Source organism: Nocardia sp. CA-145437 (assembly GCF_050956485.1).
Lineage (GTDB): Bacteria > Actinomycetota > Actinomycetes > Mycobacteriales > Mycobacteriaceae > Nocardia.
The window spans coordinates 7,135,743-7,148,005 of record NZ_CP191204.1 but is presented as its reverse complement, the minus strand read 5'-3'; the positions used below and the strand labels follow the sequence as shown (position 1 = coordinate 7,148,005).

Here is a 12,263-nt window from a genome sequence, read left to right as displayed (position 1 = left end):
TTGCATCGCCGGTACATGCCTGCGGAGGTTCCGGCCGTTAGGCTCGCTCAGGTGAGTGAGGCGCAGGCGGTGTCCAGCGGGTCCGGGGAAACGAGTCAGGTACGGCGGCGCGACGCGGAGGCTGTGCACCCGCTCGTCCGGCAGACCGCGGAATGGAGCTGGCGGCTGCTCCTCATTCTCGCGGCGGTGGTCGCGGTCGCGTATCTGGCACGGCGGCTGTCCACGGTGACGATTCCGATTTCCATCGCGCTGCTGGGCGCGGCTCTGATGGCGCCGCTGGTCAATTGGATGCAGCGGTTCGGGGTACCGCGGGCCATCGGCGTGCTGGTCGCGCTGATCGGGTCGCTCGGGATCCTGGCCGGGATCATGACCTTCGTCGTGGAACAGTTCGTCTCCGGTGTGCCGCAGCTGTCCGACGAGTTCAAGACCTCCGTGCACCAGGTGCAGGACTGGCTGATCAACGGGCCGCTGCACCTGAGCAACGATCAGATCCGCAATGCGGGCGACACCATCGTCAAGACCGTCGAATCCAACAAGGACGCGCTCACCAGCGGGGCGCTCACCACCGCCACCGTCATCGGCGAGTTCTTCACCGGCGCGTTCCTGACCCTGTTCATCCTCATCTTCTTCCTTTACGGCGGCGACCAGATCTGGGAGTTCTGCACTCGCATCGTCCCGACCCCGCACCGGGCGCGGGTGCGAGCCGCGGGACGGCTCGGCTTCGGCACCCTCACCGGCTTCGTCCGCGCCACCGTGCTGGTGGCGGCGGTGGACGCCATCGGCATCGGCGCGGGCCTGGCCATTCTCAATGTGCCGCTGGCACTTCCGCTGGCCTCGCTGGTCTTCATCGGCGCGTTCATCCCCATCGTGGGTTCGTTCATCGCCGGCTCGGTGGCGGTGTTCATCGCCCTGATGACCAAGGGTCTGGTCACCGCGCTCATCGTGCTGGGCATCACGGTGGCGGTCATGCAGCTGGAAGGCCATGTGCTGCAACCGTTGCTGATGGGCCGCGCGGTACGCATCCACCCGCTGGCCGTGGTGCTGGCCATCGCGGCGGGCGTGGTGCTGGCCGGGCTGGCGGGCGGTCTGCTGGCGGTGCCGTTCGTGGCGGTGCTCAATACCGCCATCCGCTCGCTGCTCGCCGATTCGCCGCAGGAGCTCTATCAGGAACTGCACAGCGGTGACCCGGACAAACCGATGTTCAGCGCCGAACCCGACCTACCCGACCCCGACCGGTACAAGATCCCCCTGCCGGCGGGCGAGGGCGATCGCCCGGCGCTCCCCGATCCGAAATCCGCTGGCGGCGCGGCGACACCGGGGACCGAGGATGTCCCCGGGGCCTGAGCCCGACCCCGCCTGGGGCGCGACCGCGCCGCTGTGGCGGGCAGTGCAGGCGTTCCGGCTGGTCACGCTGCTGTACGCGGTCGGCCAGCAGGTGGCCTCGGTGCCGCACTACACCAATCAGCGGCTGAGCTGGGCGCTGATCGCGGTCATGGCGGTGTGGTCGGGCATCTCCGCGATCCTGTTATCGCAGTGGCGGATCCGTCATGAGCCGCGGGTGCGCACCGGTGTGGTGATCGGCGACCACGTGGTGGTGATCGCTCTCATCTTCGCCACCCGGCTGGTCGCGCCGTACGATTGGTACCACGGCCATCAGACCCTGCCCACCACGCTGTGGGCCGCCAATGCGGTTGTCTCCGCGGCGATCCTGTGGGGGCCGTTCGGCGGCATCTGCTCGGGACTGGTGGTCTCGGCCGCCGTCATCACCGCCCGCGCGCAATGGGATGTCGACGTCTGGCGCGACGCCACGCTGCCGGTGCTGATCTCGGTGGGCCTGGCCCTGGGGCTGGCCTCCAACACCGCCCGCCGCGCCCACGCGCAGCTGCAGCGGGCCATCCGGCTCACCGCCGCCGCCCAGGAACGCGAACGCCTGGCCCGCCAGGTGCACGACGGCGTCCTCCAAGTGCTCAGCTACATCAAGCGGCGCGGGAACGAGATCGGCGGGCCGACAGCGGAACTGGCGCAGCGGGCGGGGGAGCAGGAGGTCGCGCTGCGGGTGCTCATCTCCGAACAGGGTGAACCCGCCGACGTCAGCGGGGTGGACGAGGACCTGCGGCCGCTGCTCACCGCGCAGACCACGCCGTCCGTCTTCGTCTCCACGCCCGGCGATCCGGTGCTGCTCGGGCACTGGGCGGCCCGCGAGGTCGCCGCGGCCGTCGCCGCCGCCTTGGCGAATGTGGTCCAGCACGCCGGACCGGGTGCGAAAGCCTATGTGCTGCTGGAGGATATGGGTGACGAGATCGTCGTGAGCGTGCGCGACGACGGTCCGGGGATTCCGCCCGGGCGGCTCGCGGAGGCCGAAGGGCAAGGGCGCATGGGTGTTTCGCGCTCCATCATAGGCCGGGTCGCCGCGCTCGGCGGTACCGCGCAGCTGCTGTTCGAGGCGGTACCCGAGGACGGCGACGAGGGGCCGGGCGCGGAATGGGAGTTCCGGATTCCCGTCGGACGGCCACAATGAGAGCGGAGGCGGAGATGAGCGCAGCGGCGGACCGGATCACCGTGATGGTGGTCGACGACCACCCGATCTGGCGCGACGGCGTCGCCCGCGACCTGGCCGAGGCCGGGTTCGACGTGGTCGCCACCGCCGACGGCGTGCGCTCGGCCGGAGCCCGCGCCGCCGCCGTCCGCCCGGCCGTCGTGCTGATGGACATGCAGCTCCCCGACGGCAACGGCGCCGACGCCACCGCCGAGGTGCTGCGGGTCTCCCCGCGCACCCGGGTGCTGGTGCTGTCCGCGTCGGCCGAACGCGACGACGTGCTCGACGCCATCAAGGCCGGGGCCACCGGCTACCTGGTCAAGAGCGCCTCGGCCACCGAACTCCTCGACGCCGTGCACGCCACCGCCGCCGGCCGGGCCGTCTTCACCCCCGGCCTCGCCGGACTGGTCCTCGGTGAGTTCCGCCGCATCGCCAACACCCCCGCAGATCGCGACGAACCCCACCGGCCCGCGCTCACCGACCGCGAGACCGAAGTGCTGCGGATGGTGGCGAAAGGCTTGTCCGCCAGGCAGATCGCCACCCGGCTGGGGCTGAGCCACCGCACCGTCGAGAACCACGTGCAGTCCACGCTGCGCAAACTCCAGCTCGGCAATCGCGTCGAACTGACCCGGTACGCCATCGAACAGGGCCTCGAGTAGGGGAGCGGTTCAGGGATTGCCCTGATGCGGTGACCGGCCCGGGCTCGCTAGCCTCGAAGACATGGGAGGTCCTGAAGCGGTTTCCGCGCTCGAGACCGGCACCGTGATCGGCGACCGGGATCTACGGGTATCTGATGTAGAACGCGAACATGTCGGCCGGCTGCTGCAGCGAGCGGTCGGGCTGGGCATGCTGTCGCTGGGGGAATTCACCGAGCGCATGGACACCGCGCTCGCGGCCAAGACCCGCGGCGAACTCAACGCGGTGCTGATCGATCTGCCGGGGGTCCGGCTGGTCGGGCAGCCCGCCCCGGCCGCACCGCATTACGTGGCGCCGCAGCCCCGATTCGTGAGCGGGCCGCCGCGCCTGCCGCAACCCGTGCCCGGCAACGTGATTCGCGCGCGCATGTCGAGCGTGCACCGCAGGGGCGTCTGGCACGTGCCGCCCAGCCTCGTGCTGAACAGCATGATGGGCAGCGTGCACCTGGACTTCACCCAGGCCGTCATGTCCACCCAGGTGGTGGAGATCCACGTGAACGACACCTGCAGCTCGCTGGAACTCATCCTGCCCGCCGAGGCGACCGTGGACCTCAATGCCATCGACCTGATCGGGTCCAGCGCCAACACCAAGGTGCGCAGCGGGCCGCCGATGGGTCCGTTGCACATCATCGTGCGCGGGAGCTTGCGATTCAGCTCCGTCACCGCCAAGCACCCGTTCGGGACCAACTGGAAGCGCTTCCTCAACGGGGCGTGAACCGGTCGGCGGGAGCCGGAGCCGGACGGTAGGGTCACGCCCATGGTGGAAGGCGTCCCGGCACCGGAGGCAGTGCATCGAACCGGCCGCGGCGAACCGCTGCTGCTGTTGCACGGCGTCCTGCTCACCTGGCAGTCCTGGGGCGGCGTGCTCGACGACCTGGCCGCGAGCCACAGCGTGCTCGCCCCCACCCTGCCCGGACACTGGGGCGGACCCGAGGCCGCGCGTCCCGCCACCGTGACCGCCCTGGTCGACCACTGCGAACGGCTGCTCGACGAATCCGGTTGGGACGCCGTCCATATCGCGGGCAACTCGCTGGGCGGCTGGATCGCCTTGGAACTCGCCGCCCGCGGCCGGGCCCGCTCCTGCACCGCCATCGCGCCCGCCGGACTGTGGCGCACCCCGGCCGCCGCGGATTCGCTGCTGCGCCGGTTCCGAGCCTTCGGGCCGCTCATCGGACTGGGCCCCGGCCAGCAGCCGACCATGCCGTCGCTGCTGCGCAGCCTGCTGCTGCCGCTGCTCGCCTACCGGCCCGCCGCCGTGCCGAACCCGCTCGCCAAGGCCATGACCGCCGCCATCACCGAATGCGCCATCGTCGACGACCTCGCGACCGACCCCGAGTTGCCCGTCGGCTTCACCGGTCTGGCCGAGCTCGACGTCCCCACCACGATCCTGCTGCCCGAACACGACCGGGTGCTGCCGCCGCACGTCTACGCGCCCCTCACCCCCACCGGAGCCGTGCGGGTCCGCCCGCTCCCGGACCTGGGCCACGTCCCCATGCTGGAAGCCCCCGACCTGATCACCGCCGAGATCACCGCGACCATCGCGCGCGCGGCCGCCCACTCCGCCTGACCGCTCGGCTGCGACTCGCGTAGTAATCGCCCGCTACCCGGGTGTTTCTACTCATGTGGCAGAACCCCCAGGTCGGGAGCATTGCGGGCATGAATCCCGCCATCGATCCCCGCCTGATCGCGCGGCTGTCGACCGAATTCACCTCGCTCGGCGAGCACCTGAACATCCTAGGCCGCGACCTCGACACCCTGCACACGCAGGTCCTCGCCGAATCCATGCGCACCGCGGCACAGACCGCGACCGGCACGGGCGTTGCCGGAGCGGGCGGTTCCGAGGCCCCGTCGACCGTCTCCGTCACGGAACAGCGGCCGGAACCGGGCGTTCCGGGCGCACTCGACGGAGTTGCCGCTGCTCAGCAGAGCGGACAGCCCGTTCAGGGGACAGTTCCGCCGGGGCAGGAGGTTCCGGTCCGGAGCGCGCCGGGGTCCGGTCCGGCCGGGGCCGCGCCCCTGTGGGGGCCGCCACCCGTCGGTGCGCCGGGATGGCCTGCGCAGCAGTGGGTTCCGATCCCGGGAGTGTCCGGGGCCGCTCCGGCGGCCGGGTGGGGGCAGCCGCCCGCGTCAGGTGTAGGGATGCCCGGTGCGCCGGGTGCGCCGATCCCGCCCGCCTCCGGGTGGATCCCGCCCGCGGGTCCGATGGGAATGCCGGTGGGGCAGCCCGTTCCAGGTCCGGTCGGCGCGGCTCGGCCGGGGTGGGCTGGTCCGGGTGCGCAGCCGCTGTCGCCGATGCCCGGGTTGCCGCGGCAGCGGCGGGTGGTGGCCGGGCGGCCGGCGCGGGAGCCGTGGTGGCAGCGGGAAGGCGTGATCAGCCGGGTGCTGGCCGTGGCCGGGGTGGCGGTCACGTTGATCGGTGTGGTCATGCTGCTGGTGCTGGCGGCCCAGGCGGGGTTCTTCGGGCCGGTGCCGAGAGTTCTTGCCGGTGGCTTGTTCTCGGCCGCACTGGTGGGTGTCGGGGCACGGGTGTTCGCCAAGCCGGGGGGCCGGGTCGGGGGAATCGCCTTGGCGGCCACCGGTATCGCCGGGGGATATCTGGATGTCGTCGCCATGACCACGATGTACCGGTGGCTGGATCCGGTGGTGGGGTACGTGGTGGCGTTCGGGATCGCGGCCGGGGGCGTGGCGCTCGCCATGCGGTGGAACTCCCAGGGTCTGGCCGTGCTGGTCACCGCCGGGGCGGCGGTGCTCGCGCCGTTCGTGTCGACGGAGTTGATGCTTCTGGTCGGCTTCCTGATCGTGTTGCAGATCGCCGCCCTGCCGGTGCAGTTGGTGCGGGATTGGCCGTGGCTGCACGTGATTCGGACGATTCCGGCGGTGCTGGTGACCCTGCTCGCGGTGGTCGGCACGGCCCTCGATTCGGGCGCGGGCCCGGACCGGTATCAGGCGCTGGCCGCCGCGATCGTCATCGCGGTGACCGGGCTGATCGGTGCGGTGCTCGCCGGGCGGCTGCGGGCGGGTGACGTGACCGCGAGCCTGAGCTTCGGGGCGGCGACCGTGCCGATGCTGGCCGCGCCCGTGCTGTTCTCCGGGCGCACCGGGCCGACGGTGGTGGCCGGTGCGGTCGCGACGGTGCTGCTGCTGGTCGCGGCGGTGCCGTGGGTGCCGAAACTCGGTGCCGCCGCGCGAATTCCGGGGCACCTGGCGGTGGTGTCCACGCTGGCCGGTGCGGTCGCGCTGCTCGAAGCGTGTGTCGGCGTGACCGAGGTCCAGACGCTGCCGACGGCGCTGTTCGTGGTCGCCATGGGCTTCCTGGCGGCGGCCGGACAGCAGCGATCGCGGTTCGCGTCCGCGCTCGGCGCGGTCTACGGCGGGCTGGGCGCGGTCGCGTTCCTGTTCCGCGCCGACCCGGCCACGCTGGCGGGGCAGGCGGAAGCCGAAGCGCACCTGAGTATTTCGACCGCGTTGTCGGCGGTGTTCCTGCTCGCGGTGCTGGCGGTCGCGGCCTGGACCGCGCGTCGTCTGGGTCTGCTCGACCGGGAGTCCGACGCCGCCGTCCTGTCGGTGTTCGCCGGGATCGGCGGGCTGTACGCGGTGACCGCCCTGACCGTCTCGCTCGGCGTCGCCACCGGCAGCCGCGACGGGTTCCTCGCCGGACACGGCATCGCCACGGTGATCTGGATGGCCGCGGCCACCGCCGCCCTGCTGTTCGGCCTGCGCCGGCTCTCGCGCAAGTCGCCGCAGGCGAAGGTAGCGCTGGTGGCGGGACTGCTGCTCACCGGCGCGGCCCTGGCCAAGCTGTTCCTGTTCGACCTGGCCACCCTGGCCGGCCTGCTGCGCGCGGCCGCGTTCCTGGTGGTGGGTGTGCTGCTGCTGATGGTCGGCACCCGCTACGCGCGGGCCTTCGCCGATCTGAACGCGCGCACCTAGAGCGGCGAAAAAGGAAGGCCCGGCCGAGAATTCGGCCGGGCCTTCCTGCGTCGTGGCGTATCAGTCGTTGTTCTGGCGACGCAGCAGTTCGTTGACGCTCACCTGCCGCCCCTCACCGCCGCGGTGCTTGGCGTCGTCCTCGTCCGGCTTGCCGGGACGACGACGGGAGGTGCGCAGATCCGACATCCACTGCTCGATGCTGCTGCGCCCGGCGCCGTCCTCGGGCTGCTCACCGGCCGCGTGATGCGCCGGATGATGTTCCGCGGGAGCGGCTTCCGGCGCGGGCTGCTCGCCCTCCGGCTGCGGCTGGTACAACTGGGCCCGGGTGGCCGGATGCGGCGCGATCTTCGGCGCGGGCGGCGGCAGCACCCGCTCCGACCCGACCGTGGACGCGGGTGGTGTCGCCTCGGGCTGCGGCGCCGGCGGCACCGGGGTGACCGGCGGTGCGGGCTGCGAGATCGACGGCACCGAACTCGCCGGCGTGACCGGGGCGGGCGGGGGCGTGAAGCTCACGTCCTGGCCGTACGCCTGGCTCGCGGCGGGCGCGGCGGGCTGTTCGGGCTTGCGCTGCGGCAGACCGGGGGCGGAACCACGTGTGGGCGAGGCGAAGTCGCCGATCGGGGTCACCGGGCCGCGGGGCGCGGCGGACTCGGCGGGTCCGGCCGGGGCGACCGGCGGGACGGAACCGAGTTCTGTGGTCGGCGCTTCCGCGGCGGCCGCGCTGATCACCCGGCGCGGGGCCAGCGGCGGAACCGACTCCACGGGCGCGCCGTAGGTCTCCGGCGCGGTCCCGAAGGCCTCGACCGGCGGGCCGAAGGTCGCCTCGGTGCTGGGTTCGGTGATGCCCGTGGGCTTGGCGAAGGCCGGGGGCGCGGTGGTCGACGGCGTGACGCCGAAGCCGGGACGCGCTGTGGCGGACGGGAATCCGGTTCGGGGGCGCTCCGGTTCCGGAGCGGGCGCGGCGCTCTCCGCCTGCTGCGCGGTGTGCTCCGGCGGCTGCGGCGTGTTGTCGGCGGGCGGCGTGGACTCGGCCGGCGTCACCGTGTCGATGCGCTGGGTCGGGGCCTCGCTGTCCACGTCGACGGTGCGGCGCGGGCGCGGCTTGCGCGGGCGCGCGGGCGTGGAACCGTCGGAGACGATCGGGATCTGCATGGTGACCGGGTCGGTGATCGGGGTGGTCTTGACCAGGTCCACCACCTCGCCGCCGCCGGGCCGCTCATCGTCGAGGATGGGCTCGCCCAGGCCGATCTTCTGCTGAACCTTCTTCATCCACTTGGGCGCCCACCAGCAGTCGTCGCCGAGCAGCTTCATGGTGGCCGGGACCAGCAGCATGCGCAGCACGGTCGCGTCGATGAACAGCGCCGACACCATGCCGTAGGCGATGTACTGCATCATCACCAGATCCGAGAACGCGAACGCGCCCGTGACCACCAGCAGGATGAGCGCGGCCGCGGTGATGATGCGGCCGGTCTGCGCGGTGCCCGCGCGCACCGCCTCGGTGGTGCTCGCGCCCTGTGTGCGGGCCTCCACCATGCGGGAGATCAGGAACACCTCGTAGTCGATGGACAGGCCGTAGACCACGGAGATGATCAGGACCAGCACCGGCGACATGATCGGCTGCGGCGTGAAGTTCAACAGGCCCGCGCCGTGACCGTCGATGAAGATCCAGGTCAGGATGCCGAGCGTGGACCCCAGGCCGAGCGCGCTCATCAGCGCCGCCTTGATGGGCAGCACCAGCGAGCCGAAGGTGAGGAACATCAGGATGGTGGTCACCAGCACCACCAGGGCGATCATCAACGGCATGCGGTCCAGCAGCGCGCTGATCGAATCCTGTTCGATGGCGGGCTGACCGGTCACCATCATGTCGACGCCCTCGGGCACCTCCATGGCGCGCAGCGAGTCGATGGCGGCGGCCTTGTCCGCGCCCTTCTCCAGGCGACCTTCCGAGACCCACACGTTGGAGCCGTTCGGCGGCTTCGACGGGATCTGGAACTTGCCGTTCGCCAGCAGGCCCGGCGTATTCGCGTTGGCCTCGCTGATCAGCGGTCCCACACTGCGCGAATCATCGGTGATGATGACCAGCTGCAGCGGATCGGACTTGCGCATCGGGAACACTTCGTCGAAGTGCTGCTGCGCCAGACGGGTCGAATTGTCCGGCGGGAGATAGGTCTCCGAGATACCGCCGAACTGCAGGTTCTTCACCGGGATGATGAGCAGCAGCAGGCCGATGGTGATCGGGATGGCCACCTTCAGCGGGTGCTTCATGACCCACGCGGTCATCCGGCCCCAGAAGCCGTTCTCGATCTCCTCGGTGGTCTTCTCCTTGCGGAAACGCTTGAGGCCCAGGGCATCCACGCGCGGCCCGAGAATGGACAGCAACGCGGGCAGGACGGTGAGCGCGGAGATCGCGGCCAGCGCGACGGTCGCGATGGTGCCGTAGGCCACGGACTTCAGGAAGCCCTGCGGGAACAGCAGCATGCCGGCGCTGGCGGCGATGATCATGGTCGCCGAGAAGATGACCGTGCGGCCGGCGGTCTGCACCGTGCGCCGCACCGCCGATTTGGTGTCGTAGCCGTCGGCCACTTCCTCTCGGAAGCGGCTGACTATGAACAGGCCGTAGTCGATGGCCAGGCCCAGGCCGATCATCGAAACCACCGGGGAGACGAACGAATTCACCTCGGTGAACTTCGTGATCCCCATGACGATGCCGTTCGCGCCGAGCACGGTGAGGCCACCGATGATCAGCGGCAGCGCGGCCGCGACGACACCGCCGAAGATGAAGAACAACAGCACCGCGACCACCGGAATCGCGATGATCTCCATGCGCTTCTGGTCCTGCGCCATGGTGTCGTTCAGGGTGCCCGCGATCGGCTGCATGCCGCCGACCTCGACCGTCACGTCCGGAACGGTGAAGGCGCTCTTCACATTCCGGTAGTTGCGCATGATCTCGGTGTCGTTGTCGCCCTTGATGGCGACCGTCGCGAAGGCATGCTTGCGATCCGGGCTCACCGCCTGCGCCAGCTGCTGACCGGTCTCGGTCTTCCACGGCGACGCGTTGACCTGCGTGATCTCCGGGTGCTGCTTGGGCAGGTCGTTCAGGGACTGGATGACCTTCTGATTCCACGCCGGATCGTCGACGGTCTTGCCGTCGGGCGCGGTGTAGAGCAGCACCACGTCGCTGTTGTGGTCGCGGTTGTAAACCTTGTCCTTGAGCTGCGCGGCCGCGGTCGACTCCGAGGTCGGGTCGTCCCATCCGCTGGAGCTGAGATGGTCCTCCAGCCCGAACCCGAACGCTCCCAACGAGAGCAGTGCGGCGACGACCACACCCAGGACGGTGTAGCGCAGCTTGTAGACCAGGTCGCCCCAGCGGGTGAACACTAAGCGACTCCTTGAGCGGGGCGGGAGGTGAGCAGGGCCGACAGCGGCCGGAACGGCTGCAGCCACGCACCCTCGTCGGGCAGCGAGTCGAGGCTGACCCTGGGCAGCGGTTCACGGAACACGCCCGGGATGTCCTCGAGGTCGATGAATTCGAGAATATCCGACGTGACGGCCCAACTCGCGTGCTCGCGGAAACCCAGTACCTGAACAGGCACGCCGGAAGCGGCGATCTCCTCGAGGGGCGCGCGGAACGCCTGCCCGTCGGCGGAGGCCACCATGATCCCGGCCAGTCCGGCGCCGCGGCGGCGTAGCTCGATGTGGCCGAGCATGTCGCTGTCCACGTCGGAGTCTTCGTCGATCTTGGGTTTGGCGAAGACGGCGTAGCCGACATTGCGTAGCGCCTCGACCCAGGGTCGCACCACATCGGCGGTGCCGGGCGCGATATTGGTGAAGACGGTGGCCTCGGGCTCCACCCGGGTGGTGCTGCCCACCGACAGTTCGGCGGTGCGGGCCAGCAGCCAGCGGCCCAGCGCGTCGAAGCGCGGGCGGTAGGCGGCGGTGGGGCGGCCGCCGAGGATGGCGCCCAGGCCCATATCGAGATTCGGTGCATCCCAGACCAACAGCACGCGGCGTACGTCGGTGGCGGTGCCGCCAATGGCGACGGCTGCGTTGCCGTGGAGCCCGGTGGTGCCCTGTAGTCCGGTCGAGTCGCCGCCGTGCATTATTCCGGCAACTTCCGCGACCTCCGGGGTCATCTCACTGACGCTCATGATTCGATCTTCCCCCAGATGAACTCGGTGATGGCGCTACCCGCGCGGAGTCCTTTGTTTTCGAACTTGGTAATCGGACGTTCGAAACCAATCGGTGCCTTGTTTCGATACGCGTCGGGGTCCCCGCCGGTGGGCTCGTTCATGCCGATGAGCTGGGGTTCCGCATTGCCGTACAGGCCGATCCACTCCGCGTAGTCCGCATGGTCGGTCGCGACGTGCAACACACCGCCCGGAATCAGCCGACTTGCGATGAGTGCGAAGGTTTCCGGCTGCAACAGCCGCCGCTTGTGATGGCGAGCCTTGGGCCACGGGTCCGGAAAGAACACGCGCACGCCCGTCAGCGATTCGGGAGCAATCATATTTTCCAGGACATCCACGGCATCGCCGCGCAGCAGCCGTAGATTGTCGATCCCCTCCCGCTCCACCCGCTGCACCAGCTGCGCCAGACCCGGCTTGTAGACCTCGATGCCGATCAGGTTGAACTCCGGCTCGGCCTGCGCCATGGCCGCGGTGGCCGTGCCGGTGCCGCAGCCGATCTCGATGATCAGCGGGGCCGAGCGGCCGAACCAGGCGTCGGCGTCCAGCTTTTCGTCGGACACGTCCTTGCCGATCACCGGCCACACCCGATCCCAGGAGTCCTGGCGGGCGGGCGACACCGCGCCGCGGCGGGCGCGGAAGCTGGTGACCCGGGGATAGAGCCGGTTGCCGCCGACGGGGCGCTCGCGGCCGGCGGTCTGCTCCGACTCGGCGGCGGCGTTCTCCGGGTGACCGGGGTCACCGGCGGGGTCGGCGGACCGCGGCCCGGGAGCTGGCTCGGCAGAGGGGTTCGCGGCGTCGTTCACGGCGTCCATTGTCCAGTATTCGATCCTTAGCGCAGCAATCGACCACGGGTTCCGACGGCCAAGATCAATCCGGCTGCCAGGCCGGACGCCACACCGGACACGCCGACGCGAC

At 70.6% G+C, this 12,263-nt stretch carries 9 protein-coding genes; 6 read left to right on the top strand and 3 right to left on the bottom strand.

Going from position 1 to position 12,263, the window contains the following annotated elements:
* Positions 1–123 precede the first annotated feature (123 nt).
* The 6 genes from ACQPYY_RS33055 (at position 124) to ACQPYY_RS33030 (ending at position 7,161) form a co-directional block, all read left to right on the top strand.
* Positions 124–1,344: an AI-2E family transporter gene (locus ACQPYY_RS33055; protein ID WP_433594787.1), complete on the top strand. Its 1,221-nt coding sequence runs from the start codon at positions 124–126 to the stop codon at positions 1,342–1,344.
* Positions 1,328–2,518 carry a MacS family sensor histidine kinase gene (gene macS / locus ACQPYY_RS33050; RefSeq protein ID WP_433592169.1) on the top strand — a complete coding sequence of 397 codons (1,191 nt, stop codon included), beginning with the start codon at positions 1,328–1,330 and terminating at the stop codon, positions 2,516–2,518. Before ACQPYY_RS33055 ends, macS begins: the two co-directional genes overlap by 17 nt.
* A 14-nt stretch (positions 2,519–2,532) precedes the next feature.
* A complete protein-coding gene (locus tag ACQPYY_RS33045; protein WP_433592168.1) occupies positions 2,533–3,195 on the top strand; it encodes a response regulator in 663 nt (220 codons plus the stop codon).
* Between the two features lie 106 nt (positions 3,196–3,301).
* Positions 3,302–3,946, top strand: a complete 645-nt coding sequence (locus ACQPYY_RS33040) for a DUF1707 SHOCT-like domain-containing protein (protein WP_379103706.1) — start codon at positions 3,302–3,304, stop codon at positions 3,944–3,946.
* A 42-nt stretch (positions 3,947–3,988) separates the two neighbouring features.
* Positions 3,989–4,798: an alpha/beta fold hydrolase gene (locus ACQPYY_RS33035; protein WP_379102621.1), complete on the top strand. Its 810-nt coding sequence runs from the start codon at positions 3,989–3,991 to the stop codon at positions 4,796–4,798.
* 89 nt (positions 4,799–4,887) lie between these two features.
* Positions 4,888–7,161, top strand: a complete 2,274-nt coding sequence (locus tag ACQPYY_RS33030) for a DUF2339 domain-containing protein (RefSeq protein ID WP_433592167.1) — start codon at positions 4,888–4,890, stop codon at positions 7,159–7,161.
* A 60-nt stretch (positions 7,162–7,221) separates the two neighbouring features.
* Here ACQPYY_RS33030 and ACQPYY_RS33025 read toward each other — a convergent pair whose 3' ends face one another.
* From ACQPYY_RS33025 to trmB, 3 genes are read right to left on the bottom strand one after another with little or no spacing between them, the layout of a single operon-like run.
* Entirely contained in the window at positions 7,222–10,539 is a 3,318-nt protein-coding gene (locus ACQPYY_RS33025) for an MMPL family transporter (protein ID WP_433592166.1), read from the bottom strand.
* Complete coding sequence (locus ACQPYY_RS33020; protein WP_357094131.1) at positions 10,539–11,309, bottom strand: NYN domain-containing protein; 771 nt, start codon at positions 11,307–11,309, stop codon at positions 10,539–10,541. Before ACQPYY_RS33020 ends, ACQPYY_RS33025 begins: the two co-directional genes overlap by 1 nt.
* Complete coding sequence (gene trmB, locus ACQPYY_RS33015; RefSeq protein WP_379102616.1) at positions 11,306–12,160, bottom strand: tRNA (guanosine(46)-N7)-methyltransferase TrmB; 855 nt, start codon at positions 12,158–12,160, stop codon at positions 11,306–11,308. Before trmB ends, ACQPYY_RS33020 begins: the two co-directional genes overlap by 4 nt.
* Between the last annotated feature and the right edge of the window lie 103 nt (positions 12,161–12,263).

Excerpts from the sequence above, each read along its gene's own strand:
- macS (WP_433592169.1), top strand. The coding sequence starts at position 1,328 with ATGTCCCCGGGGCCTGAGCCCGACCCCGCCTGGGGCGCGACCGCGCCG.
- ACQPYY_RS33045 (WP_433592168.1), top strand. The coding sequence starts at position 2,533 with ATGAGCGCAGCGGCGGACCGGATCACCGTGATGGTGGTCGACGACCAC.
- ACQPYY_RS33035 (WP_379102621.1), top strand. The coding sequence starts at position 3,989 with ATGGTGGAAGGCGTCCCGGCACCGGAGGCAGTGCATCGAACCGGCCGC.
- ACQPYY_RS33030 (WP_433592167.1), top strand. The coding sequence starts at position 4,888 with ATGAATCCCGCCATCGATCCCCGCCTGATCGCGCGGCTGTCGACCGAA.
- ACQPYY_RS33020 (WP_357094131.1), bottom strand. The coding sequence starts at position 11,309 with ATGAGCGTCAGTGAGATGACCCCGGAGGTCGCGGAAGTTGCCGGAATA.
- trmB (WP_379102616.1), bottom strand. The coding sequence starts at position 12,160 with ATGGACGCCGTGAACGACGCCGCGAACCCCTCTGCCGAGCCAGCTCCC.